The sequence below is a fragment of the Streptomyces sp. NPDC056347 genome (assembly GCF_042262625.1).
Classification (GTDB): Bacteria; Actinomycetota; Actinomycetes; order Streptomycetales; family Streptomycetaceae; genus Streptomyces.
In genome coordinates this window covers 25,212-49,981 of the sequence record NZ_JBHJQP010000024.1, presented here as the reverse complement: position 1 = coordinate 49,981, position 24,770 = coordinate 25,212, and the positions used below count along the sequence as shown (strand labels likewise).

Sequence of the window (24,770 nt, the reverse complement as noted above, 5' to 3'; positions counted from 1 at the left end):
CGACGCACCCGAAAGCGCTGGTGCAGGGGACTTCTCGTACGCACGACGGCGTACGCCCGGACAGGAACGGAGCGCCCGCACCACACGCACCGGCGCACACTCCGGCCGCGCCCCGGAACCCGCCGGACGCACCCGGACGCACCCCGGACGGGCACCCCGGCCGACCCTCGGCGCAGCCCGACCGCGCCCCGGCCCCGCACCCGGCCCGGCGCCGGATCGGGCCCTCGTCCCGGCCCCTCCCGGGCACATCCCTGGCGCGCCGCGAGGTGATCAGTCCGCTGCGGGAACCGGCTCCAGGAAGCCCTCCTCGACCAGCAGCCGGATCGCCTGCGGCGTCCGGTCGCGCAGCAGCACCGGGTCCTCGTTCATCAGCTGGGCGATCGCGTCCAGGATCCGCCCCGCGGGCAGCGTCCCGTCGCAGACTCCGGCGAACCCGGCACCGACCGCGTCGACCTTCGTCGCGCGCCGCATCCCGCGGTTCTGACGGAGCACCACATGCTCCGGGTCCTCCGCGCCGGGCAGCCCGACCTGCTCCTGCACGACCTCGGCGGCCAGGGTGAAGTGCCCGGCCAGGAGCGCCGCGTCGTCCTGCTCACGGAGGTAGTCCTGACGGGCGAAGTGGGCCTCGACGGCCGGGCCGAGCGGCTGCTCCACCGCGTGCGGCCACTCCTCGATCACGACGGACGGGCGGCCGGCGGCGGCCGCGGCGGACTTGCGCAGGGTGATCCAGCCGAAGCCGACGCCCTTGGTCCCGCGAGCCTCGAACTCGTCCAGCCAGGCGTCGTACCGGGCGGCGTACTCCGCGGGGTCCGTGCGGTGGTCGCCGCTGTCGCGCAGCCACAGCTCCGCGTACTGCGTGACGTCCTGGACCTCGCGCTGCACGATCCAGGCGTCGCAGCCGTGCGGCACCCAGGAGCTCAGCCGGTGCTGCCACTCCTCGCCCTCGACGTGCTGCCAGTTGGCGAGGAAGTGGGCGTACCCTCCTTCGTTCAGCCGCTCGCCCGTCTGCTGCACCAGCGTCCGGCACAGGTCGTCGCCGCCCATCCCGCCGTCGCGGTAGGTGAGCCGGGCGCCGGGCGAGATGACGAACGGGGGGTTGGAGACGATCAGGTCGTACGTCGCGGCGCCGACCGGCTCGTACAGCGAACCCTGGTGCAGCTCGGCCGGGGCGGCACCGGACAGGGCGAGGGTCAGCCGGGTGAACCGCAGCGCCCGCGGGTTGAGGTCGGTGGCCGTGACCCGGGTGGCGTGCTGCGCGGCGTGCAGCGCCTGGATGCCGGAGCCCGTGCCGATGTCGAGCGCGGAGGCCACGGCTCTGCGGACGGTGATCCCGGCGAGCGTGGTGGACGCCCCGCCGACGCCCAGGACCACGCCCTCCTCGCGCGAGCCGATGCCGCCCGCGCCGCCGACCGCGCAGCCCAGGTCGGAGACGATGTACCAGTCCTGCCCCTCGGGGCCGCCGTACGGCCGTACGTCGACGGTGGCCCGCACCTCGTCGCCGTCGCGGGTCACCCAGCCGTCCTCGACGCACTCCGCCAGCGGGAGCGCCGCGCGGGCACGCTCGTACGCCACGGGCTGCTGGAGCAGGAAGAGCCGCACCAGTGTGTCGAGCGGCGCCCCGCCCCGGGTGGCGCGGAGCGCCGGAACCGTCTCGCTGCGGGCGAGCGCGGCGTAGGCGGGCGCACCGAGCAGGTCGAGGAGCCCGTCGGCGGTGAAGGCGGCGGCGAGCAGGGCTTCGCGGAGCCGGGGCGAACGGTCGGGCACGGGGAGGCTGGTCGTACTCACCCACCCATTGTGGCCGCTCCCACCGACAACGGCAGCGGCCCGCCGCCCGGCGGGCTCCCCGGACCGCCCGGACCACCCGGGCGCCGCGTCACTCCGGGTACCTCCGCCGGTGCGTCACCCCTTCTTGGCGGGCGAGCCGGAGGCGGGCTCGGACGGCTTGTCGGCGCCCTCCGCCGGTGCGGTGTCCTTCGACGGCACCGAGGCCTTCGGCTTCTGGCAGCCCTTCTGCTTGGCCATCGCGGCACCGACATCGCCGGACTGGAGCTTCTTCAACGACTCGTCACCAGTGCTGCTGATCTTGGTGAGTTCGTCGGCGATGCCCTTGAGTCCGTCGGCGAACTTCGCCTGGTCCTTCGTGTCCAGCGCGTCGACCTTCTTCTGCAGGTTCGCGTAGGCCGCGGAGGAGGCGTTGAGCTCCTTCACGGCCTCCTTCTGCGTGGTCTCGCCGTCGTCGACCGGCGGCGGCCCGGCGGCGTCGACCGCCGCGCCCAGCGCCTTGTACGCCTGCGAAATCTGCTGGAAGGCGGCCGAGTCGGTCTTCTGGACGTCGGCGGGCTTGCTGTTGTCCGCGGTCTGCTGCTGGATGGCGGCGTTGGCGTTCGCGATCTTCTGGAGCTGCGGCTGGACCTTGTCGCAGACCTGCTTGGACCAGTCGTTCACCTTGGCGCTGTTGTCGTCGCCGCCGCACCCCGACAGCGTCAGTACCAGTACCGCGCCGCAGGACAGCGCGGCCGCAAGCTTCTTGTTCACCGGATCGGTCCCTTCCAAGACTCTCGGCCCCGGAACTTACACGGCGAGCACCCGGTACCCGGATGCCGAGTGTCCGATGAATGTGCTTTTGCAGCCATTTGCACCAAGGGAAACGAAGGAGATACAACTCACCCGCGCGGCCCCCGAGGCTCAGGAACACATGCGCGAACCTCCACCCGTGCGGTGGATGGGCCGCCGGCCTCCGGAGCGGAAGGCCACGGGAGACACGGCCGGGTGGACGGCACCTCAACATGCCCGGCCCACCCGACCGTTGACCGACCACCGACCACCGACCACCGACCGCCGACCGCCGACCACCGTTCGCCGGCCATCCGGCGCCCGTGGCCCGTGGCCCGTGCCCGGCTACGCGTCCTCGGCGCCCACCGCGATCCCGCGCCGCTTGGAGACGTAGACCGCGCCGACGATGACCGCGACGGCGACCACCGCGGCCACCGCCCGCACACCGGCGCTCGCGTCCTGCCCGTAGCTGAACTGCACCACCGCCGGGGCGATGAGCAGGGCGACCAGGTTCATCACCTTGAGCAGCGGGTTGATCGCCGGACCCGCCGTGTCCTTGAACGGGTCGCCCACCGTGTCGCCGATGACGGTCGCGGCATGCGCCTCGCTGCCCTTCCCGCCGTAACGGCCGTCCTCGACGAGCTTCTTCGCGTTGTCCCACGCGCCGCCGGAGTTGGCGAGGAAGACCGCCATCAGAGTGCCGGTGCCGATGGCGCCCGCGAGATAGGAGCCCAGCGCCCCGACCCCGAGCGTGAAGCCGACGGCGACGGGCGCCATGACGGCCAGCAGTCCGGGCGTGGCGAGCTCGCGCAGGGCGTCCTTGGTGCAGATGTCGACCACCCGCCCGTACTCCGGCTTCTCCGTGTGGTCCATGATCCCGGGGTGCTCGCGGAACTGCCGCCGCACCTCGTACACGACGGCCCCCGCCGACCTCGACACCGCGTTGATCGCGAGGCCGGAGAAGAGGAAGACGACCGCCGCCCCGAGGATCAGGCCCACCAGGTTGTTGGGCTGCGAGATGTCCAGGCTGAGCGTCAGCTCCCCGGCCCTGGCCCCCACGCCGTCGACCGCGGTGGCGATCGCGTCGCGGTACGAGCCGAACAGCGCCGACGCCGCCAGCACGGCGGTGGCGATGGCGATGCCCTTGGTGATGGCCTTGGTGGTGTTGCCGACCGCGTCCAGATCGGTGAGGACCTGCGCACCGGCCCCCGTCACGTCGCCGGACATCTCGGCGATGCCCTGCGCGTTGTCCGAGACCGGGCCGAAGGTGTCCATGGCGACGATGACACCGACGGTGGTGAGCAGCCCGGTCCCCGCCAGGGCCACGGCGAAGAGCGCGAGCATGATCGACGTACCGCCCAGCAGGAACGCCCCGTACACGCCCAGGCCGATCAGCAGCGCCGTGTAGACGGCGGACTCCAGCCCGATGGAGACACCGGCGAGGACGACGGTGGCCGGGCCGGTCAGCGAGGACTTGCCGATGTCCCTGACCGGACGCCGGTCGGTCTCGGTGAAATAGCCGGTCAGCTGCTGGATCAGAGCGGCCAGCACGATGCCGATGGCGACGGCGACCAGGGCGAAGATCCGCGGATCGCCGCCGTGTGAGGTGATCGCGGGGTCGGTGACGCCGTCCAGCTCCGCGTACGAGGACGGCAGGTAGACGTAGGCGCTCACGGCGACCAGCGCCAGCGAGACCACTGCGGAGACGAAGAATCCGCGGTTGATCGCGGTCATTCCGCTGCGGTCGGCGCGCCGCGGGGCGACCGCGAAGATCCCGATCATGGCGGTGATCACTCCGACCGCCGGAACGATCAGCGGAAAGGCCAGCCCGGAGTCGCCGAAGGCCGCCTTGCCGAGGATGAGCGCGGCGACGAGCGTCACGGCGTACGACTCGAAGAGGTCGGCCGCCATGCCCGCACAGTCGCCGACGTTGTCGCCCACGTTGTCGGCGATGGTCGCCGCGTTGCGCGGATCGTCCTCCGGGATGCCCTGCTCGACCTTGCCGACGAGGTCGGCCCCGACGTCCGCCGCCTTGGTGAAGATGCCGCCGCCGACCCTCATGAACATGGCGATCAGGGCGGCACCGAGGCCGAAGCCCTCCAGCACCTTCGGGGCGTCGGCCGCGTAGACGAGCACGACACAGGACGCGCCGAACAGACCGAGACCCACGGTGATCATGCCGACCACGCCGCCGGTACGAAATGCGATCTTCATTGCCCGGTGCGAAACGGCGGTGAGATCCTTTTCCGGCTCTCCCTCCGCGGGAGTCGCCTCACGCGCAGCAGCCGCCACTCGGACATTGCTGCGCACGGCGAGTCTCATACCGATGTATCCGGTGGCCGCCGAGAAAATCGCACCCACCAGGAAGAACAACGAACGGCCCGCACGCTGCGACCAGCTGTCGGCCGGGAGCAGCAGAAGCAGGAAGAAAACCACTACGGCAAAGACACCGACCGTACGCAGCTGCCGGGCCAGATAGGCGTTCGCGCCTTCCTGGACGGCAGCCGCGATCGACTTCATGCGGTCGGTTCCCTCGCCGGCCGCCAGCACCTGGCGCGCCAGCAGCCCGGCAACCACCAGCGCGGCAAGGGCGACGACCGCGACACCGACCACGATGACCCGATTGCTGTCGGTGAGGACCACGGCCGCCGTGGAAACGGACCGGCCGGAGGGTGCTGAGAATGAGGATTCTTGCGCCAGTACGGCCAGTGGGGTGTTGAAGAACTCCGCCATACGTCCTCCTTGAAGCTCAGCGCTCAAGACGTGGACGAATTGTAGGGAGCGGGAGCCGATCAAAACAGCGTGCGGGTAAATGTCATTACCCTCGACCGACCGACCGATAAATGATCGCACCCCGGGATCGACCCGAATGCAGTAATGGAGCAGACGCATTTTACCCGGATCGTTGATCAGGAATGAACGAAAGAGGCCCTGCTCAGCAGGGCCTCGAAAAACCGGATCACTACGGAACGGGCACCGGATCAGCACCGGACGGGCACCGGATCAGCGCCGGATCAAGAAAGTCCGGCGGCATTACGGCAGTGCGGTTACGGCGGTGCGGTTACGGCATGACGGCTACGGCAGTACGGGCGCGGGCGTCTTCGGCCAGCTCATACGGATCACTCCGCCGTCGGCCCCCGACCACACCTCCACGTCGTCGACGAGGCCGCTGATGACCGCGAGCCCCATCTCGTCCTCGCCGTCCGCTTCGCTCTCGCGATCCGGCTCGTCGAGCCCCACCGGGCCCGCCGTGGCACCGCGTGCGGCGCCACCCGGCCCGCCGGAGACGGAATCCGCCCCCGGCCCCGGTACTCCGTCGCTGACCTCGACGGAGAAGGACTTCTCCTCCTCGATCAGGGCGACGGACACGGGGGCGGTGATGCCATGGCTGCGGTGCAGCCCGACCGCGCGGCTGCAGGCCTCGCCGACGGCGAGCCTGACCTCGTCGAGCACGGCTTCGTCGATCCCCGCCCGGCGTGCCACGGCGGCTGCCACGAGGCGGGCCGTCCTGACGTGTTCGGGCTGGGCACTGAAGCGGAGTTCAACGGTGGTCATGCGATCCCCCTCAGACGTACGGGCGTGCATCCGGGGCCCCGGGCGCACGGCCCGGCGTCCCTGTTCCTACTTCCGGGTTCCATCTTCCGGGCTTCCATCCTGAAGCACCGGCGGTACGGCGGTCGCGTCGTAGCCCACCGGCTCGCCGCAGGCGATCGACCACCACCGAACCGGCCAGAGGCCGACCCGACCCGACCCGACCCGGCCCGGCACGGCCGAACACCGGCCCGCCCGGAGGCCGGCCGGGCCGCGGACCGGCCGGGTCACCGGCCAACGCCTCACCGGCCGACTGGCCGACGCTCCTACGAGCGCCCCGCCATCCGGCCGGTGATCCAGCTGCGGACCGACGGTCAGTCGGTGGCCGCCACGGCGTCGTCGACCGTGGTGTGGATCGGGAACACCTTGGTCAGACCGGTGATCCGGAAGATCTTGAGAATGCGCTCCTGGTTGCAGACCAGGCGCAGCGAGCCCTCATGGGCCCGGACACGCTTCAGGCCGCCCACGAGCACGCCGAGGCCGGTGGAGTCGAGGAAATCGACGCCTTCCATGTCGACAACCAAGTGGTAGCTGCCGTCATTCACCAACTCGACCAACTGCTCGCGCAGCTTGGGCGCGGTATACACATCAATCTCGCCACCGACCTCGACGACCGTACGGTCGCCACCAGGGCCGGACACATTGCGAGTCGACAAGGACAGGTCCACGGATCCTCCAGCACCTTGCTATCGAGCGGTCGCCCCTCGGTCTCCCCGGCGGAGCCGGGGAACGGATCGCCAGCCGCGATGGCATTCAATCACTTACCAGCAGCCATGCACGACGCCTTGGGGCCATTGTCCGTCACGCCGGTGACACACTCGGTGTCGATGGCCAAGAATCACCGCCCCGGTCGACCACCCGGGAACAGCGACCCCAGACCCTCTCCCGCCATGGTCCTGGACCGGCTCGCCGCCGTGGCGGGCCGGTCCGCGCGCATCACTCATACGGAGCAATTGCCCCCGCGCGAGGGGACCCATGCCACATGGCCCGATCGCATCCGGCCGGAAGTCGTCGCCGCGATCACGAAGGCCGGAATCGATCACCCGTGGGCGCACCAGTCGGCCGCCGCCGAGCACGCCCTGGACGGCGAATCCGTGGTGATCGCCACAGGCACGGCCTCCGGCAAGTCGCTCGCCTACCTGGCCCCGGTCCTCAGCGCCCTGCTCGACGGCTCCGAGGCCCCGAACGGCCGCGGCGCCACCGCCCTGTACCTGGCCCCCACCAAGGCCCTGGCCGCCGATCAGCTGCGAGCCGTGAAACGGCTCGCGGCGCCGCTCGGCAACGCCGTCCGGCCCGCGGTCTACGACGGCGACACCCCGGTCGAGGAACGCGAGTGGGTGCGGCAGTACGCCAACTACGTCCTGACCAACCCCGACATGCTGCACCGCGGAATACTCCCGTCCCATCCCCGCTGGTCCTCCTTCCTGCGCGCGCTGCGCTTCGTCGTGATCGACGAGTGCCACACCTACCGCGGGGTCTTCGGCTCCCACGTCGCCCAGGTGATACGCCGCCTGCGTCGCCTGTGCGCCCGCTACGGCGCCGATCCCGTCTTCCTCCTCGCCTCCGCCACCGCGGCGGAACCCTCCGTGGCGGCGGGCCGCCTCACCGGTCTGCCGGTCCAGGAGGTCGCCGACGACTCCTCGCCCCGCGGTGAGCTGGTCTTCGCGCTGTGGGAGCCGCCCCTGACCGAGCTGAACGGCGAGAAGGGCGCCCCCGTCCGGCGTACCGCCACCGCCGAGACCGCGGACCTCCTCACCGATCTCACCGTCCAGGGCGTCCGCTCCGTCGCCTTCGTACGCTCCCGGCGCGGAGCCGAGCTGATCTCCGTCATCGCCAAGGAGCGCCTCGCCGAGGTGGACCGCTCCCTGCCGGACCGGGTCGCCGCCTATCGCGGGGGCTACCTCCCCGAGGAGCGCCGGGCCCTGGAGCGCGCCCTGCACTCCGGGCAGCTGCTCGGGCTGGCCGCCACCACCGCCCTCGAACTCGGCATCGACGTCTCCGGCCTCGACGCCGTCGTCATCGCGGGCTATCCCGGCACCAGGGCGTCGCTGTGGCAGCAGGCGGGCCGCGCCGGACGCTCCGGCGAGGGCGCCCTGGCCGTCCTGGTGGCCCGCGACGACCCGCTGGACACCTATCTCGTCCACCACCCCGAGGCGCTGTTCCAGCAGCCCGTGGAGTCGACCGTCCTCGATCCCGACAACCCGTACGTACTCGCCCCCCATCTGTGCGCCGCCGCCTCGGAGCTTCCGCTCACCGAACCCGACTTGGAACTCTTCAGCCCTGCCGCGGCCGGGCTGCTGCCGCAGCTGGAGGCCGCGAAGCTGCTGCGGAAGCGGGCGTCGGGCTGGCACTGGACCCGCCGTGAACGCGCCGCCGACCTCACCGACATCCGCGGCGGGGGCGGCCGCCCCGTCCAGATCGTCGAAGAGGGCACCGGCCGGCTGCTGGGCACCGTCGACGAATCGGCCGCGCACACCTCCGTCCACGAAGGCGCCGTCCACCTCCACCAGGGCCGCACCTACCTGGTCCGCAAGCTCGACCTGGAGGACGCGGTGGCCCTGGTCGAGGAGGCCGTCCCGCCGTACTCGACCACCGCACGCGACACCACCTCGATCGCCGTCCTGGAGACCGACACCGAGATCCCGTGGGGTGACGGGCGGCTCTGCTACGGCTCGGTGGAGGTCACCAGCCAGGTCGTCTCCTTCCTGCGGCGCCGGCTGATCACCGGCGAGGTTCTCGGCGAGACCAAACTGGACCTGCCACCCCGCACCCTGCGCACCCGCGCCGTCTGGTGGACGGTCACCGAGGACCAGCTCGACGCCGCCCGCATCAACCCGGAGATCCTCGGCGGTGCCCTGCACGCCGCGGAGCACGCGTCGATCGGGATGCTGCCGCTCTTCGCCACCTGCGACCGATGGGACATCGGCGGCGTCTCCGTACCGCTGCACCCCGACACCCTGCTGCCCACGGTCTTCGTCTACGACGGCCACCCGGGCGGTGCCGGGTTCGCCGAGCGGGCCTTCCACACCGCCCGTGCCTGGCTGACCGCGACCCGTCAGGCGATCTCCTCCTGCGAGTGCGAGGCGGGCTGCCCGTCCTGCGTGCAGTCCCCCAAGTGCGGCAACGGCAATGAACCGCTGCACAAACGCGGCGCCGTGCGCCTCCTCACCGAGCTGCTGCGGTCCGCCCCTCCGACCCCCGGGGAACCGGAAGCGGCCGGACCGGGGGAGCGGCCCCACGGGCGACGGGAGCGGCCGCCGGAGGACCGGCCCGGGACCTGACCTCCGGTGCGTACGGCCCGAGGGCGACCCGGGCCGTCACATCGGCGATCTCCCCGCTCACCGTGCACCGGACCACCGCCGCTCCCTGCGCCGCGGCCACCTTCCCGGCAGCCGCGCACGCCTCCTCGGGCCCCCTCAGGGAGCGGTCGGCCGCGGCCAGGGCCGCCAGATCCGCGGCACCGCCCGCCCGGTGCCGGACGACCACCATCTGGCCGAGGGCCAGCACCACCGCGAACACCGCGCACAACGTGGCCGTCGTCATCGCCACCCACACCGTGGCCAGCCCCCGGTCCCCGCCCACCGGCCGTCCACCCCCGCGCACCCGGACCGGGACAGCCCCGCGCACCCGGACCAGGACAGCCTCGGCCGACCGGGCGAGGAAAGCCTCACGGAGCCGGACCAGGACGGCCTCCGTACCCCGAACCAGAACCGCCGCATCGAGCCGCACCGGGCCCACCGCGCGGAGCCCGACCGGTCCTGCAGCGCGCGTCCGCACGGAAACCACGGCCCGTCCCCGCCCGCCCGTCGGAGTCATGGCGACGCCCCCACCGTGTCCTCGGCCAGCGCGGCCGCCTCCGCGTGCAGTGTCAGGGCCAGCGGCCCCGGTCCCGGCATCGGCGCCGCCACGCGTACCCGCCACAGCTCCCCCGTCCGCTCCAGTGCTACTTCTGCCCCGTCCGGGGCCGCCGAGCGGGCGGCCTCCAGGGCCTGGGGCTCCGGCTCCGAACGGGCCGCCGCCCTTGCCCCGGCCCGCGCCGCGTCCACGCACCGGATCTGGGCGGAGGCGGCCATCAGCGCCCAGACCAGCGTCAGCGCGAACACCACCAGCACCGGAATCGCCATGGCCGCCTCCGCCGTCACCGCGCCCCGGTCCCTGTCAGAACTTCGCATCGAGCGCTTCCTTCAGCAGCGACTGCAACGCGGCCATGACCGGCTGGCTGGTGACCACCTTGTAGAGCACCGCCGCGAAAGCGCAGGCCGAGGCCGTTATCTAGGGGTGTCAAGCGAACGCGCAGATCAGATGCCCAGGCCGATCTAAGTCACGTGAGGGACATACCCAGCTGGACTCCTTGATGCTGGCCAGGCGCGCGGTCGGCTCGCGCCGCCTGGATCCGAGGGTGGTGTTGAACTCGCGAACGTAGTCCTTCGCCCGGGAGGACTGGACGCAGGGCAAGGGTGTCGACGCACCGGTTGCCCAGCTCGTGGCCGTGGTCCAGGTCCCGGGCCTGAAGATGGGTGGTCCCCACGATCGCCAGCATCCGGTAGTGGGGTTTCTCGGGTTCGGCGCGACTCCTGCGTGCCATGATGACTCGATCAAGTGCCTTCATTTTTAGGGGGTTGCGGTGTCAGGAATGCCCGCCGGAGCGGAACTGAGAGTGGCTGTCGAGGGCTTAGGAGAGTCGGGAGCCGAGCCGCATGTGATCGCGCTGCGTGACTGGCTGGTGTCTGAGGATGATCTGCGCGGCCGGGTGCGGCTCCAACGACAGCCTCCCCTCCCTGGCCACATGGGTTCCGCCGTGGAGCTCCTGACGGTGGCGCTCGGCTCCGGCGGCATCCTGGCCGTGCTCATCCAATCGGTGTGCACCTGGCTCACCTCTCGCGGCACCGACATGAAGATCACAATCAGTGCTGAGGACGGGCGCCGGATCGAGGTGGACGTTCAGCGCGCAGCCGACCCTCAGGCCCTCCTACGGGAGATCGCGGAACAGTTTCCGGCGCCAGGTTCACAGTCCCGGTGACTGGCACACGCTTCCCTGCGCGTGCGACCAGCCGGGCGGTACTCATCGGGACTGGTACGTTCCACGACCCCGAGTTGCCTGATATCCCCGCCGTGCAGGCGAACCTGGACGCATTGCGGCGAACCCTCACTCACCCGGTTCATGGTGTGTTCGCGCCCGAACACTGCGTGGTGGTGGCCGACCCGAAGGACCAGGCCACTGTCGGCGCGGCGCTGTCGCAAGCCGTTCGTGAGTGCGAGGACCTGCTGCTGGTCTACTACTGCGGGCACGGCCTGCTCGACGAAGCCGGGCTGCTGCACTTCGCCCTCACCGGAACCGACAACCAGAACGTCAGTTGGTCCGCCATCCAGCTCGACCTCGTGAAACGGATGGTCGGTGGAGCTCGCGCCAAGGCCCGGGTGCTCGTGCTGGATTGCTGCTTTGCCGGCAAGGCGATCTCAGCTATGGCCGGACCAAGGGGACTGGCCCTGGGACAGTTGAACCTGACTGGTACCTACACGCTGACCTCCACTACGGCCACTGCCCCCTCCCATGCCCCGCCCGGCGCCGCCCATACGGCGTTCACCGGGTCGATGCTCCAAGCCCTGACAGTTCCTGGTCCACTCACCCTGGACGAGGTGCACCGCCACGTCGACAAAGAGCTAGACGGGCTCGGCCTCCCACGTCCGCAGCGGCGCTCTGTCGGTGCAGTCGGCGAGCTCTCTCTGGTTCGAGGGCCGGCCAGAGAGCCGGAGGCACCGTCCACGGCTGGCACACCGGCACCGGCTGCGAAAACAGATTCAGCCTCACTCCGCCGCATGAGGGCGAGAAATATTACAGCCACAATAGTGTTATCCGCTGTGGCTCTACTCCCCCCACTGCTGGGTGACCTACTGACAAATTCCAATTCAAGTCTTTTCAGCGACGACAAAGTGCTGGTCGGATTGGAGAGCGAATCAGATAATTCTGTTATGCTAAGCCCCACGTGGGGCAGCTTCTCGGCCTTTAGTCTGGATGTGGTAGGGGAGCTACTGAAAGAGGCAAATATCAAATCGAGGCCGATCCGCGTCGATATTCCGAGGCAAGACCAGATGCGCTCTTTACAGAAACGTGAGGTGGACCTAAATTCCGCGCTCGCCATGACGGGGGAGCGCATGGAAAAAGTTGACTTCGTGGGGCCCATCGCTTCTGGCAGGCTAGGCTTCCTAGTACAGGCCAATGAAACGACGCAGAAAATCATTAGGCTCGAAGACTTTAACCACGGGACCATCTGCGTGCAGGAGGATTCAATAGCCGCGGTGATCATGAAAAATTTCGCAGATAAGGAAATCGACGTGAGAGAAAAGCCAGGCTTCCGTTCCTGCGTCGAAGCCTTACAGCGAGGGGAATTCAGCGCGATCGCCGCGGACACTCTGTCGCTCTCTGCGTGGGCGCTAGAAGACGACCAGTTCAAGGTCGTCCCGGACCTCAGCATCGGTGGGCCCAGCCAATACGGCATCGCCCTCCCCAAGGGTCACCATGAGGATTGCACACGCCTTCGTGACGCCCTGATGAAGTACGTAAGCAGCGGTAAGTGGCTAAAAGCATTTCGGGACCGCCTGCCGAACGCAGGCCGGAGTGCGGACGAAATTCAACCCAGTGCGATCCGAATCAAGGAATTGTCCTGCCGCGGTTGAGTACGTTCGCCGATACTTCCTTCCTTCCAGGAGGGGAAAGCACACGCGCTCAGGTGGCCGCTGGAGCGAGTTGAGGCTGCCACGCAGACGGCGTACGGCTGCCTCGTGCACCATCGCGTACGGATGTCGGACTCAGATTGGGGCCGGGTCGCTGTTCTCAGTCCGGATAAACGCCGCTGCTGCGGGCCGTCTTCCAGCTCCTCCACCCCCGGGTTTCCAGCTCGCACTTCGCCAACCGCAGGTTCGATCACCGGTGGGCCGCCGACCGCGCCGTCGCTCAATGCCCGACGCTGCTGGTCGAGCCCACCCCGCGCACCGGCCTGTAGCCCGAACACGTCATCACCGCACTGGAATGGGTGATCGCTCGTCTTCACGGACTACGACCGGCTCGGCATCATCTTGAGCACGAGTTGGGCGGCGCTCCACCTGCTGGACCTGGCGGCGCTCGGCTTGGCTGTCCAGTACCAGAAGGCTGCTTGCCACCGACGGGACTACTCCGAAGCTTGAGAACGATTGACCTGCTGCATCAGCCGCCTCCTCGCGTCCTGGGACGCGATCAAGTCGTCCTGAAGCTCGCTCAATTCCTCCTGGAGCCGGTCTCGCTCGGCCTGCAACACCCCAAACTCCTCTTCGCGGCGGCGAAGCGTCTCCTCCAGCGTGTTGACGCGGACGACGACGTCTTCCGTCGCGGATTCCTCCAGTTGCTGACCGAGCTTCCGCCGGAGCGCATCTCTGAGTTCGTCACGCTCCTTCAGTACCGCCTTCAACTCGGACCTCGCGAGCTGGAGATCGACCGCTAGACTCCCCTGGCTCACCACCGTGCCCGCCTCGGCACTGTGGTCATGGGCGAGCTCCTGCTGGTTTCGAGCTCTGTCGATGTATTGCTTGATCTCCGGCTGGTAGACGAGCCAGACGGACACCTCGGCCGCTCTTGCGACGCTGGTACAAGTGATGGCCTGGCCGGCGGCCTTCATCTCATCGACGCGGGCGAAGACGCGGGCCCGCTTTACCTGGCTGTCCTTGCGGCGCGCTTCACGCAGGACGTCGGCTGGCCTGCGCTTGGCTTCGGCGCTCACTCGGCTGTCTCCTTCGGCGGCCCCAGGGTCGGTAGCCCCAGTGTGACGGTTCGAGCCTTGGATCCAGCACGGACCTTGCGCAGAACGGCTGCGGCCTCCTCTACTTCCTGCCTCTCCTGGGGTGTCATGGCCTCCAGCCTGCGTTTCTGATTTTCTCTCACGCCCTGGTATGCCTCGATCTGGTCGTTGAAGTTGTTGACCACGAATTGGGCGACCCCAGCGTCCCGGGCAGCCTCGCGGTCGGCCTTGAGCGCCCGGATGTGGTCCTCGATAGCCGGCAGGTAGGACGGGTCAGGCCGGTAGGACGGGCAGCCGGCGCACTGGTGACGGATCGGGCAGGCGGCGCCGCCCGCCTTCACGTTGTTCGGCTCGATGCAATTGCCCCAGGCCACGGCCACCGATCGCTGTTCGTAGGCGAGGTTGGAGGTCATGGGTGCGGGGTTGCCCAGGCGGTCTGTGACATGTGCCCGGACGGCTTTGATCGCCTCCCGCTTCCGCTTGAGCGATACCTTGTAGTACCCGGACGTCGTGGTTGGGCTGACGTGATCCATGAGGGACTGAAGGACATCTTGGGGAACATCGGCGTCGGCGTGGCGCTGGCAGTACGAGTGCCGGAAGGCGTAAGGGAATACGCGCTTGCGCTCGAAGGGTGCGGGGGCGCCGTCGGGGCCGGGGAGCTCGGAGTCCAGTACGGGGATGGCGTCGGCCCAGGTCCTGATGAACTGCCAGATGTCGACGCTGATGGGATGGTCGTACTCGCTCTCCGCGGTACGGGCCGGAAATAGGTACTCACCGCTTCCCTCAGGGACATTCATGCCCAGTCGCCGCTTCTTCCAGGTCAGGACGATGTCAACCGTGGTCTGCGTGATCGGCAGGCGCCGTCGGTAGCGGCCGGCCTTGTGGTTGTCCCAGATGAGTTGCCAGTCCTCGCCGTCCTTCTCAAGGCAGTCCAGGAACAGACTGCCGATCTCGTAGGGCCGTCGGCCGGTATCGCGCAGGAGGAAGTAGAAGGTTTTGGCCATGGCCTTCACATCCTCGGTGGCCATGGGTCCGTAGGGCATCCCATCTCCGAGCTGGTCGACGTGCGCGTCCAGCTGCCGGATCACCGACTCTGGGATGCTCTTCCCGATCTGCTCTTCGTTCTCCTCATCCCGGTAGGAGATGTTGTGGTCCCTGTGGCGTCCGAACTTCTGCGACAGGTCCTCCAGCAGGTCATGGTTGCGCCCCCACTCCAGGAAGTCGAAGAACTTCGTCGCGTAGATCGCCTTGCTCTTCGACTTCAGCGGCGTGCCGTCGGCTTTGGTCATCGCTTCGATGGACTTGATCACAGCGGCCATGTCGGTGAACTTCAGCATGGAAGGGTCACGACCCCCGCCGGGACGCTGGGCGAGCGTTTGGGACGCCAGAACGCAGACCCGGTAGTGGAACCAGATGTCCCGGCTGACCGGATGTGTATCGGTTGCCCACTGCATGAGCAGGTCACGCAGCCACACCACTTCGATCTTCCCGAAGTCCATCGTGCCGGGGTTTCGACGGTTCTTTTTGGGATTGGAGTCTCGTCGAACGACTCCGACGGCGGTCAGGTCCCAGACAAGGTGGTCAGTCGGCTTGATGCCCTGGAACTCCTCAAGGGCGAAACGCAGTTGATTCTGAATTTCACGCAGGAGGGCGCCGCGGTTGCCGCTGTGATTGGTCTCGCCAGCCTTGGGCATACGGAAGGACTCGCCGGCCAGAGCGATGCTCGGCAGGTCCGCCAGGTGCCTGACCGCGAAACGGATCGGCGCTGGTTCAAGCTTCTTGCCGCGCAGGCTTCCCCGCTGCAAGACATACAGAAGCTCCAGTCGGGCCAGGTCGCTCAGCGGAGCGAGCGAGAAATCCGGGGCTTGTAGGTAAGGGGCGATGGTCCTCGCCCACGCTTTCCTCACGGTCTTACCGTCGGCTGTCCCCGTGGCCTTGAAGTGGTTCCGCCACTGCCTGCGGTGATCCGGACAAAGCTCGTTGATCACGGTTCTCTGGTAGAGACATCCCCCGACCTCGCACGGCTCAAGCGCGGCGAAGGGCTTCTGGCTCTCTGCCCAGAAAGCGAGCTCCAGCTCGGGGTTGCGGCCCGAACTGGTCTTCCAGCGGGAGTAGTGGGCAGCGCAAAGCCCATGCGTGGAGCTGTCGCGACCGCAGTGACCGTTTGCAGCCCAGCAGATCGCAGCGAACCCGTAGACCCGGTTGCGGTCCGGTTGATGGCTGGCCTGGAACGCGGCGAGGTCTGGCTTTCCGAGGCGTTCGAAATCCCGCGAGCAGTCACTGCAGAAGGTCCGGCCAACGGTGATAGTGGGGCAGGCCTTGACGGTGCATTTGCGGACTGCGGTGAGGGGATTGGCTGGGTCTCCCCGGAACAGCATCAGTTCGTGCTGCCATTCGCTGGGGCGCCAGTTGCGATCAACGCGCGCGGAGAGCCACGCGGTCCACTCATCCATGCGGTCGGCGAGGCTGCGGTGGCGGGCCTCTATGAGTCGGGAAGGCGCAACGACGGTGGTCACTTGACGGTCTCCCGGCGTGCAGCGACCATCTCGACAGCCTTTCGCTTCTCCTCGTCGCTGGCGTGAACATAGGGGTTCATCGAGACCGGCGAGACGTGCCCCATGAAGCCCTGCACGACATCCCGTCCCACCCCGGCGCGGATCCACTCGGTGGCTGCGTGGTGGCGACACATGTGCGGATTCGCCTCGAACCCGGCCAGCTTGGCGAGACGTTTGAACAGCTCATAGGTCGAGGGGTACTTCATCGGAGCCCCGAGCGGCGCGCGGAAGAGATTGACGAAGACGAAGTCCGACACCCCTGCCTCCGCCACCTCGTCACGCTCGTGCTGGTAGGCCGCATAGGCGCCGGCGAACTCCTCGTCCACCGGGATCCACCGCGGCTGTCGGGCCTTCGCCACTGCACCGTTCGCGTTGTCCTCGCGCCGCACCACATGAACGTGTGGGCCCGCCACGGAGCATCCGACAGATCGCGAGTCTGGCAGCAGATGCATGTCCTGCCGCCGCATGCCGAGTGCTTCGCCAATGCGCACGCCCGTGGCAGCCATCAGCTGCACCAGGAACCTGTCGCGTGCGTGCTGAGCGGAAGCGATGATGGCATCCACCTGCGCACGATTGAGCCACTCGTATCCTGGGACAGCGACCTTGTACTTGAGCGTGCGGGCGTTGATCGAGCGGAACTGTCCGTCCTCGCCCAGGTCGTGGCCGGGGGACACGAAGGTCAGCAGCTTTGGCTGCGTCAACTTCGAGACGACGGTGGCCGGAGCGTAGTCCCGGAGCCCGCAGAAGCGGAGAAACCCGCAGACGGTCGTCAAGATGGCGTTCGCCGTGCTCTTCGTCCGATAGCGCCGCTTTGTCGGCTGCTTCCGCCCTCGCGGCGGAAGAGGCTCCTCGACCAGCCACGACTTGAATGAGCTGAGCTGGCGGAACGTCGGATCGCCCCAGTCGACCCCGAAGACCGCGCACCACGTGAGGTACTGGGCGACCCGGATCGCGTAGGTGCGTTGGGTGTTCACCGAGGCGCCTTTGTCCCGGAAGGATGCGATGAACGCGCTGGCGGCGGGGTGCAGCTCGTAGCGGGTGTCAACCACGACCCAGAAGGTCGTTCCGTTCCTCGGCGATACGGCTCTCTCGCCCATGAATCTGAGAGCCGATGGAACAGTTACAACAGACGTCACTAAATCCCCTTGGATAGCTTTAAGGCACATAGAGATACGAAGACATAACTCATGTGACTTAAGAGATAGATAGCCCCAAGATAACGATGGTTCCCACCGCGTATTCGGAAGTCGTCATTCCGTCGTCCGACCGGGCTCGGCGCGCCATGCCCCGTACCCAGCTCTTGATTCGCCGCACCATTTCAAACCCCCGTGAAACTATCGATTCATCCTGAAAGTTTTTGTACGCATACTTTTCGGTCACCCGGTGAGCAGTAGTCCGGTCGCCAGGCCGATCACCACCGGCGCCACCCCGACCAGCAGAAAGGCGGGGAGGAAGCAGAGCCCGACCGGAGCGGTGACCTCCACACCCGCTCGCTGGGCCCGCGCCACGGCCGCACTCGCCCGTTCCGCCCGCATCGCCTCGGCCAGCCGCGCCACCGGCTCCGCCGCCGGCGCCCCGGTCGTTCCTGCACGGTCCAGGCAGCGGGCCAGCGGACCGGCTCCCGGTATCACCCCGAACCTCCCCCAGGCAGCCGAAGGGTCGCCGCCCAGACGGATCTCCGCGGCCACCCGCGCCAGCCGTGCGCCGACCGGCCCGCCCAGTGACTCGCCCACCGCCTCCGCCGCCTCCCGGGGCCCGGCCCCGGCGGACAGGCAGGCAGCCAACAGATCGGCCACCAGCGGAAGCTGACGCCGTACCTCGGCCTCCCGCGCAAGCCCGGGCGCCGTTGCACGTCCTCGCCGGGCCCGCTGCCATCGCCGGGCTCCGTACGCCCCGGCCAGGCCGGTCAGGCACCCCAGCAGTCCACCTGCAAGGACCCATCCCGCCGCCACCACTCCCAGCGGCGCGGCCCACTCCTTCGCCCGGGAACCGGACACCGCGCCTCCGCCTGCGCGCCCGAGCCGGATCCGGGTCTTCTTCCGCCCGCCGACCGCCATCAGAGCCTCGCCCCGACGACGCGCCGCCCGCTGGCGTCGCAGCCCGGCCAGAGCAAGGGCCATCACCATGACCGCCCCCGACATCGCGCACATCGCCGTCAGCTGCTGAACCGCCCCACCGGTTGCCGCGCTCATCCCGTCTCCCCCGCCCGCACGATCCGGGCGGCCCAGCGGAGCCCGGCGGCCTCCAGCAGCCCGCCGGTCACCAGACAGGCCAGCCCGGCCGGGGTGTGCAGCAGCACCCGCAACGGATCGGCCCCGAGCGCCGCTCCGAGCCCGATCCCCAGCACCGGCAGCAGCGCCAGTACGGTCACCGTCGACCAGGCCCCCGCCAACTGGGCCCGCAGTTCCGCCCGGCCGCGCAGTTCGGCCCGTAACGCGCCCTCCAGGCGATCCAGTCCCGCAGCAAGCCCGGCCCCACCGTCCACCGCCACCCGCCAGCAGGCCGCCACCCCGGCGAGCCCGTCCAGCCCCGGCTCGCGCGCCGCCTGCCGGAGCGCCGCGGGAACATCCCCGCCGAACCGTGCCGCGGCGGACACACCGACCTCCGCCGCCCCCAGTGCCCCGGTGTCGTGGACGGCCACGAGCAGCGCCTGCCCAGGTTCGCGACCAGCCCTCAGCTCGCCGACGACCGCGCCGCACAGCGCCACCACTCCGGCCGCACGGCGCTCCTGTTCCTTGTCCCGAGCCCGCCGCCGCAGCCATCTCCGTACCAACGGCACCGCCACCAGTCCGGCCGGCAACGGCAGCACCGACTGCCCGAGCACCGCTACGGCCGAAGCCACCACGGGGCAGAGCCACTCCCACCGCCCCGCCAACCGCTGCCGCACCCGCGCCCCGGCCCGCTCCCACCACGCCGTCCGGGCCTCCACCCGGCCGGTGAACAGCGCACCGGCCCGCCGCCGACCCTGGTCCCGCGCCACCACCAGCCAGGCCGCCACCCCGGCGCACAGAGCCACCACACAGCTCAGGCCCACCGACAGTCCCGACGGCGCTTCCCCGGTCACCGAGCACCCCCGATCAGCGATCGCAGCCGCTCCCAGCCCCGCTCCCGCACAAATCCGTCCGCACCCCAGCGCAACGCAGGCACGGTCACCACCAGCCCCGCCGCGTCCCGCTCCAGAACCTGCACCTCGGCGATCCGCCGCTGCCCCGCCCGGTCCCGCGCCAGATGGACCACCACCGACAGCGCCGCCGCCAACTGACTGTGGAGCGCCGTCCGGTCCAGCCCCGCCGCCGTCCCCAGTGCCTCCAGACGGGCCGGTACGTGCTCGGCGGCATTGGCGTGAACCGTTCCACAGCCACCCTCATGGCCGGTATTCAGGGCGGCCAGGAGCTCGGTGACCTCGGCGCCCCGCACCTCTCCGACCACCAGCCGGTCAGGCCGCATCCGCAGCGCCTGCCGCACCAGATCCCGGAGCGTCACCCGGCCCGCCCCTTCCTGGTTGGCAGGGCGCGATTCCAGCCGCACCACGTGAGGGTGGTCCGGTCGCAGTTCCGCAGAGTCCTCGGCGAGCACGATCCGCTCCCGTTCCCCGACCACTCCCAGCAGGCTGGACAGCAAGGTCGTCTTCCCGGCCCCCGTACCACCGCTGATCAGGTACGAGACCCTGGCCTCCACCAGGGCTCGCAGCACCCGGTCGCCGCCCGGCGGGACCGTCCCCGCCGCCACCAGCTCCGCCAGCGAGAAGGCCCTGGGCCGCACGACGCGCAGTGACAGACACGTCGAGCCGACGGACACCGGCGGCAGAACTGCGTGCATACGCGTTCCGTCCGGCAGTCGCGCGTCCACCCAGGGACGGGCGTCGTCCAGCCGCCGCCCCGCCACGGCGGCCAGCCGCTGCGCCAGCCTGCGCACCGCGGCGGCGTCCGTGAAGGTCACCCCGGTGAGTTCGAGACCACCGCCCCGGTCCACCCACACCCGGTCCGGAGCGGACACCAGCACATCCGTCACCGCCGGATCGGCGAGCAGCGGCTCCAACAGCCCCGTACCGACCAGCTCCCCGCGCAATTCATCCGCCACACCGAGCACTTCGGCATCACCGAGCAGCCTTCCCTGGGCGCGCAGCGCGGCCGCCACCCCAGCCGGTGTCGGCGCCGCACCGCTCTGCGCGAGCCGCTGCCGTACGGCATCGAGCAAGGTCTCCGTCATGACGCGCCTCCCCCGGCGCTTCCCGCCACGCTCTCCGGCGCGAGGGCCCGCTCCCAGAAGGCCGTGCAGAACCTGGCCAGCGGGCCGCGGGCACTGCTCCCCGGCGGCGCACCGCCGTCCTGGGCGGCCAGCAGCCCGGTGTCGAGCGGGAGTTCACCGGCGAGCGGCAGCCCCAGCGCCTGCGCCACCCACGGCGCGTCGAGGCCCGCCGCGTACGGCCCGCGGGACACCACCCGCAGGTCATCGAGGATCGCCCCGGCCATCGACGCGACCCTCTTCGCCGCGGCGACGGCACGGAGCTCGCCAGGCACCACCAGCAGCCCGAGGTCCAGCTGCGCGAGCGCCTCGGCCGCCGCGTCGTCGAACCGGCGCGGCAGGTCGACCACCACGACCCCGCCGAGCCGGCGCGCGGCGGCCAGCACGGCCTGTATGGCCTGCGGCGGAATGACCACCCAGTCGTCACGGCCCCAGCTGAGCACTCGCAGCCCGTGCAGCTCGGGCAGCGACTCCTCCAGCGCTCCCCCGCCTACCCGCCCCTTGGAGTGGGCGAAGTCCGGCCAGCGCATGCCTTCGGCCCGTTCGCCGCCGAGCAGTACGTCGATGCCACCGCCGAGCGGATCGCCGTCGACGAGCATCGTCCGCCGCCCTGCTCCCGCCGCGGTCACCGCGAGGGCGCAGGCCAGCGTGGACGCGCCCGAGCCGCCCCGGCCGCCGATCACCCCCACGGTGAGTGCCGGCCGCCCCACGCCCTCCGCCGCGTTGGCGATCTGGTCGACCAGCCAGCTCTCCGATTCGGGCAGCCGCAGCACGTACTCGGCCCCGATCTCCACGGCGCGACGCCAGACCTCCGGAACGTCCTGTCCCCGGCCGACGAGCATCACGCCCCGCCTGCGTACCGTCCCTTTGCATCGCCGGGCGGCGTCGTCGCCCACGAGGACCATCGGGGCCCGCTCCCAGCCGCCCCTGTCCTCGGGCGGCGAGGGGCGCACTTCCGGTTCCGCCCCCGCCGCGGCGCACAGCCGCAGCAGGTCGTCGAGCAGTTCCACGTCCTCGGTCACGATCAGCGGTCCGCCCCGCCGCGCTCCGGCGGCAGGCAGAAGATCCCGCGCAAGGGTCCCGACCACGATCTCTCCCCCTTCTCACTGCACCTCCGTCGTGGTTCGCGGTGCCCTGGAGTGTTCCGGGACCGGCGATTCCACAACCCGCGGACTTCGCGGCTGGAATCACCGTGCAGCGATGCGGAAAATCGTGTGGATCTTGCTTGAAAACTGTGGATAACTCCGCCGTTGTGAATAACTCCGTCGCCCATACCGGCGACTCCCGGAGCGCACCCCTTCCGCTACGCACAGTTACGAGTCATGGTGGACCCAGGCGGACCGGCCAGCGAGCCGTCGCAGCTGAAAAGGAGGCGGAATGCTTGATCCCGAACGGAAGAAACGCGTCCGGACATGCGACGACCCCCGCCGGGGGGGAGAGCGGGGGTCGTCCCCACGGCCGACTCGGGGGGGGAGGAGCCGGACCGGGTTAGCACGGTCGCGAACGATCCGTGACTTCCATGGTGTACCCGAGAGCCTTCTCAAGCAAACCCACGCGCCGGGGTTTACGCCGAATGGTGTCCCCCTATGCTCTGCCTTGTGGAAAACCGCTTCTTGCCGCGCACAGCCGCCTTCTTCGACCTGGACAAGACGGTCATTGCGAAGTCTTCGACGCTGACCTTCAGCAAGTCCTTCTACCAAGGCGGGCTGATCAACCGCCGCGCAGTACTGCGCACTGCGTACGCACAGTTCGTGTTCCTTGCCGGGGGTGCAGATCACGACCAGATGGAGCGGATGCGGGAATATCTCTCCGCGCTCTGCAAGGGCTGGAACGTCCAGCAGGTGAAGGAAATCGTTGCCGAGACCCTCCACGATCTGATCGACCCCATCATCTACGACGAAGCCGCCACTCTCATCGAGGAACACCACACCGCCGGACGCGATGTGGTGATCGTGTCGACCTCGGGCGCCGAGGTCGTCGAGCCGATCGGCGAGCTGCTCGGCGCCGACCGCGTCGTGGCGACCCGCATGGTCGTCGGGGACGACGGCTGCTTCACCGGCGAGGTCGAGTACTACGCGTACGGCCCCACCAAGGCCGAGGCGATCAGATCCCTCGCGGTGTCGGAGGGGTACGACCTCTCGCGCTGCTACGCGTACAGCGACTCCGCCACGGACGTACCGATGCTGGAATCGGTGGGCCATCCGCACGCCGTCAACCCGGATCGCGCGCTGCGGCGCGAGGCGACCCTGCGCGAGTGGCCGATTCTCGTCTTCAACCGGCCGGTCCGGCTCAAGCAGCGGCTGCCCACGTTCTCCCTGCCGCCTCGGCCGGCGCTGGTCGCGGCGGCCGCGGTGGGAGCGGCGGCCGTCACTGCCGGGCTCGTCTGGTACACCTCCCGTCGGCGCGCCACCCCGGGATCCGCCTGACGCACCGGCCGCGTGCCCGGGTTCCGCCATCATCAGGTTCCGTCGTCCCGGTGCACACCGGAACGACGGAACGACAGGCCGGAACCGTGAAACACCGGGGCAGCGGAACACCCGGCACGGAATTACCCAACTCACCCGTAATTGAACCTAAAAGTAAAGAAGTAGGGCCTCCACTACCGCTCACCCCGGCTCTGGAGTACAAATGACTCAACGGCCCGCGAGACCAAGGACATCCGAGAGGATTACCTGTAACGCAGAGAAGGCCCCACGGACCGAGCATGAAAACCGAGCACCCACGCGACGTCGACCCGTCGATTACGGGCCAGCCGCACCAGGGAACGGGCAAAGCCTCCCGACCTGATGGGCAAATATCGAGGACGCATGGTAACTGGGTAGACATGCCAGCGGCGGTACCGAGGACGGTACCGCCGCAACCTTTTCACACGGTTGCGACGTCTCGTCGACACCTCGGCTCAATGTCGCCCAAAGTCCGGCACCGCGCTCTCGCGTCGACACCTCGCACCGACTACCTCGCGGGGAATTCTTGAACCACCTCGGTGAAGTTACCTCGGTGGATTTACCGACGCCGCATCCGTCGGCCCACCGACTCCACGACCCGCCGACCCTTCCGACTGACGGGACCCACCAGCCACAGGCGGCCCACCGGCCGACGGGCCGCCGTACAGCAGCGCGGCCGTACAGCCACGCAGCCGTACGGGCCGTTCAGTCAGGCGGCTCCGCGCTGCAACGCCTCGCACACCGCCGTCGACTCCCTGACACCCAGCTCCACCGAGCGCCCGCAGTGCGCGATCCAGGCCGCCATCCCGTCCGGCGTCCCCGACAGGTAGCCGTCGAACGCCGCAACGTACGCCGCCTTCCCCTGCTCGGCGTGGCCCACCTCGGAGGGGCAGATCGACTTGGGATCGAGGCCACTCCCGATCAGCACGATCCGCTCGGCGGTCCGTGCGACAAGACCGTTGTACGAGCCGAAGGGGCGCAGGGCCAGCAGCTCACCGTGGACGACCGCCGCCGTCACCAGCGCGGGCGCCGCCGTCCCCGAGAGCACCAGCCCGGAAAGCCCCTCCAGCCGCCCGGCCACCTCCTCGGCCGACGGCAGCGGCGCCTCGATCAGCGGCTCGTCCACCAGCTCGCCCGCCAGTCGCGGCCGGCCGACCGCGTCGTCGGGGACCGCTCCGCCGGCGGCGACCAGGTGCAGCCTCGCCAGCACCCGCAGCGGCGACTGCCGCCAGATGGACAGCATTTGACCCGCTTCGGCCGTCAGCCGCAGAGCCGCCCCGATCACCTGCGCCTCACTGTCACCGCTGAAGTCGGCGCGCCGCCGCACCTCTTCCAGGTTCCAGTCGGCACCGGAGAGCGCCGCCGAACCGCGGGCGCCGCGCAGCGCGGCTTCGGCGGTGACCTCATTGCTGCGGCGCCGCATGACGCGGTGACCGTAAACCCGGTCGACGGCCTTGCGTACGGAGTCCACCGCGTCGGCGACACCCGGCAGGGCGCCGAGGGCGGCGAGCGGATCAGAGGCAGTCGTACTCATAAGTAGGGAGGCTACGCGTCCCCCGTCCCGATACCGCCCGGGAGTGGCCTTCTTCACGAAGCGCAACAGCGGACCGCGA

At 69.4% G+C, this 24,770-nt stretch carries 19 protein-coding genes and 1 pseudogene; 4 read left to right on the top strand and 16 right to left on the bottom strand.

Annotated features, from left to right (window positions below):
* Positions 1-270: 270 nt before the first annotated feature.
* The 5 genes from ACFCV8_RS08930 to ACFCV8_RS08910 form a co-directional block, all read right to left on the bottom strand.
* Positions 271-1,785: a methyltransferase gene (locus tag ACFCV8_RS08930; protein ID WP_376684603.1), complete on the bottom strand. Its 1,515-nt coding sequence runs from the start codon at positions 1,783-1,785 to the stop codon at positions 271-273.
* 114 nt (positions 1,786-1,899) lie between these two features.
* A complete protein-coding gene (locus ACFCV8_RS08925; protein WP_376684602.1) occupies positions 1,900-2,535 on the bottom strand; it encodes a small secreted protein in 636 nt (211 codons plus the stop codon).
* Between the two features lie 363 nt (positions 2,536-2,898).
* The gene (locus ACFCV8_RS08920) at positions 2,899-5,286 is read right to left on the bottom strand and encodes a sodium-translocating pyrophosphatase (RefSeq protein ID WP_376684601.1); all 2,388 of its coding nucleotides are present in this window, start codon (positions 5,284-5,286) and stop codon (positions 2,899-2,901) included.
* A 342-nt stretch (positions 5,287-5,628) separates the two neighbouring features.
* Positions 5,629-6,108 carry an ATP-binding protein gene (locus tag ACFCV8_RS08915; RefSeq protein WP_376684600.1) on the bottom strand — a complete coding sequence of 160 codons (480 nt, stop codon included), beginning with the start codon at positions 6,106-6,108 and terminating at the stop codon, positions 5,629-5,631.
* 350 nt (positions 6,109-6,458) lie between these two features.
* Positions 6,459-6,812, bottom strand: a complete 354-nt coding sequence (locus ACFCV8_RS08910; RefSeq protein WP_328318827.1) for an STAS domain-containing protein — start codon at positions 6,810-6,812, stop codon at positions 6,459-6,461.
* Between the two features lie 78 nt (positions 6,813-6,890).
* Between ACFCV8_RS08910 and ACFCV8_RS08905 the strand changes: the two genes are divergently transcribed.
* The gene (locus tag ACFCV8_RS08905; protein ID WP_376684599.1) at positions 6,891-9,425 is read left to right on the top strand and encodes a DEAD/DEAH box helicase; all 2,535 of its coding nucleotides are present in this window, start codon (positions 6,891-6,893) and stop codon (positions 9,423-9,425) included.
* Here the strand turns inward: ACFCV8_RS08905 and ACFCV8_RS08900 are convergent.
* The 3 genes and pseudogenes from ACFCV8_RS08900 to ACFCV8_RS08890 form a co-directional block, all read right to left on the bottom strand.
* Positions 9,310-9,687, bottom strand: a complete 378-nt coding sequence (locus ACFCV8_RS08900; RefSeq protein ID WP_376684607.1) for an Rv3654c family TadE-like protein — start codon at positions 9,685-9,687, stop codon at positions 9,310-9,312. The two genes, ACFCV8_RS08905 and ACFCV8_RS08900, sit on opposite strands and share 116 nt — an antisense overlap.
* Before the next feature lie 269 nt (positions 9,688-9,956).
* Positions 9,957-10,316 carry a TadE family type IV pilus minor pilin gene (locus tag ACFCV8_RS08895; RefSeq protein WP_376684598.1) on the bottom strand — a complete coding sequence of 120 codons (360 nt, stop codon included), beginning with the start codon at positions 10,314-10,316 and terminating at the stop codon, positions 9,957-9,959.
* Positions 10,303-10,413: pseudogene (locus ACFCV8_RS08890) on the bottom strand (DUF4244 domain-containing protein); the annotation flags it as partial. The pseudogene ACFCV8_RS08890 and the gene ACFCV8_RS08895, both read right to left, overlap by 14 nt.
* A 364-nt stretch (positions 10,414-10,777) precedes the next feature.
* Between ACFCV8_RS08890 and ACFCV8_RS08885 the strand changes: the two are divergent.
* Together ACFCV8_RS08885 and ACFCV8_RS08880 are read left to right on the top strand one after the other, a co-directional pair.
* Complete coding sequence (locus tag ACFCV8_RS08885; protein ID WP_376684597.1) at positions 10,778-11,164, top strand: hypothetical protein; 387 nt, start codon at positions 10,778-10,780, stop codon at positions 11,162-11,164.
* Entirely contained in the window at positions 11,161-12,819 is a 1,659-nt protein-coding gene (locus ACFCV8_RS08880; protein ID WP_376684596.1) for a caspase family protein, read from the top strand. The genes ACFCV8_RS08885 and ACFCV8_RS08880 overlap by 4 nt, the downstream gene beginning before the upstream one ends.
* A gap of 491 nt (positions 12,820-13,310) precedes the next feature.
* On the opposite strand, the gene ACFCV8_RS08875 is transcribed toward ACFCV8_RS08880, so the two are convergent.
* From ACFCV8_RS08875 to ssd, 7 genes are all read right to left on the bottom strand, one after another.
* Positions 13,311-13,895, bottom strand: coding sequence for a DUF6262 family protein (locus tag ACFCV8_RS08875; RefSeq protein WP_376684595.1), 585 nt, complete (start codon positions 13,893-13,895; stop codon positions 13,311-13,313).
* The gene (locus ACFCV8_RS08870; protein WP_376684594.1) at positions 13,892-16,429 is read right to left on the bottom strand and encodes a tyrosine-type recombinase/integrase; all 2,538 of its coding nucleotides are present in this window, start codon (positions 16,427-16,429) and stop codon (positions 13,892-13,894) included. The genes ACFCV8_RS08875 and ACFCV8_RS08870 overlap by 4 nt, the downstream gene beginning before the upstream one ends.
* A complete protein-coding gene (locus tag ACFCV8_RS08865) occupies positions 16,426-17,517 on the bottom strand; it encodes a tyrosine-type recombinase/integrase (protein WP_376684593.1) in 1,092 nt (363 codons plus the stop codon). Before ACFCV8_RS08865 ends, ACFCV8_RS08870 begins: the two co-directional genes overlap by 4 nt.
* Positions 17,518-17,844: 327 nt before the next feature.
* Positions 17,845-18,660: a type II secretion system F family protein gene (locus ACFCV8_RS08860; RefSeq protein ID WP_376684592.1), complete on the bottom strand. Its 816-nt coding sequence runs from the start codon at positions 18,658-18,660 to the stop codon at positions 17,845-17,847.
* Entirely contained in the window at positions 18,657-19,532 is an 876-nt protein-coding gene (locus tag ACFCV8_RS08855) for a type II secretion system F family protein (RefSeq protein ID WP_376684591.1), read from the bottom strand. The genes ACFCV8_RS08860 and ACFCV8_RS08855 overlap by 4 nt, the downstream gene beginning before the upstream one ends.
* Positions 19,529-20,677 (bottom strand): TadA family conjugal transfer-associated ATPase, encoded by a 1,149-nt coding sequence (locus ACFCV8_RS08850; RefSeq protein ID WP_376684590.1) that lies wholly within the window; start codon positions 20,675-20,677, stop codon positions 19,529-19,531. Before ACFCV8_RS08850 ends, ACFCV8_RS08855 begins: the two co-directional genes overlap by 4 nt.
* Entirely contained in the window at positions 20,674-21,735 is a 1,062-nt protein-coding gene (gene ssd / locus ACFCV8_RS08845; protein WP_376684589.1) for a septum site-determining protein Ssd, read from the bottom strand. The genes ACFCV8_RS08850 and ssd overlap by 4 nt, the downstream gene beginning before the upstream one ends.
* A gap of 564 nt (positions 21,736-22,299) precedes the next feature.
* On the opposite strand from ssd, the gene ACFCV8_RS08840 reads away from it, so the two are divergent.
* Positions 22,300-23,139, top strand: coding sequence for an HAD family hydrolase (locus ACFCV8_RS08840; protein ID WP_376684588.1), 840 nt, complete (start codon positions 22,300-22,302; stop codon positions 23,137-23,139).
* Between the two features lie 727 nt (positions 23,140-23,866).
* On the opposite strand, the gene ACFCV8_RS08835 is transcribed toward ACFCV8_RS08840, so the two are convergent.
* Positions 23,867-24,691, bottom strand: a complete 825-nt coding sequence (locus tag ACFCV8_RS08835) for an oxidoreductase (protein WP_376684587.1) — start codon at positions 24,689-24,691, stop codon at positions 23,867-23,869.
* Positions 24,692-24,770: the final 79 nt, after the last annotated feature.

Excerpts from the sequence above, each read along its gene's own strand:
- ACFCV8_RS08900 (WP_376684607.1), bottom strand. The coding sequence starts at position 9,687 with ATGACGACGGCCACGTTGTGCGCGGTGTTCGCGGTGGTGCTGGCCCTC.
- ACFCV8_RS08905 (WP_376684599.1), top strand. The coding sequence starts at position 6,891 with ATGGCATTCAATCACTTACCAGCAGCCATGCACGACGCCTTGGGGCCA.
- ACFCV8_RS08915 (WP_376684600.1), bottom strand. The coding sequence starts at position 6,108 with ATGACCACCGTTGAACTCCGCTTCAGTGCCCAGCCCGAACACGTCAGG.
- ACFCV8_RS08850 (WP_376684590.1), bottom strand. The coding sequence starts at position 20,677 with ATGACGGAGACCTTGCTCGATGCCGTACGGCAGCGGCTCGCGCAGAGC.
- ACFCV8_RS08840 (WP_376684588.1), top strand. The coding sequence starts at position 22,300 with ATGCTCTGCCTTGTGGAAAACCGCTTCTTGCCGCGCACAGCCGCCTTC.
- ACFCV8_RS08920 (WP_376684601.1), bottom strand. The coding sequence starts at position 5,286 with ATGGCGGAGTTCTTCAACACCCCACTGGCCGTACTGGCGCAAGAATCC.
- ACFCV8_RS08885 (WP_376684597.1), top strand. The coding sequence starts at position 10,778 with ATGCCCGCCGGAGCGGAACTGAGAGTGGCTGTCGAGGGCTTAGGAGAG.
- ACFCV8_RS08860 (WP_376684592.1), bottom strand. The coding sequence starts at position 18,660 with ATGAGCGCGGCAACCGGTGGGGCGGTTCAGCAGCTGACGGCGATGTGC.
- ACFCV8_RS08895 (WP_376684598.1), bottom strand. The coding sequence starts at position 10,316 with ATGCGAAGTTCTGACAGGGACCGGGGCGCGGTGACGGCGGAGGCGGCC.
- ACFCV8_RS08835 (WP_376684587.1), bottom strand. The coding sequence starts at position 24,691 with ATGAGTACGACTGCCTCTGATCCGCTCGCCGCCCTCGGCGCCCTGCCG.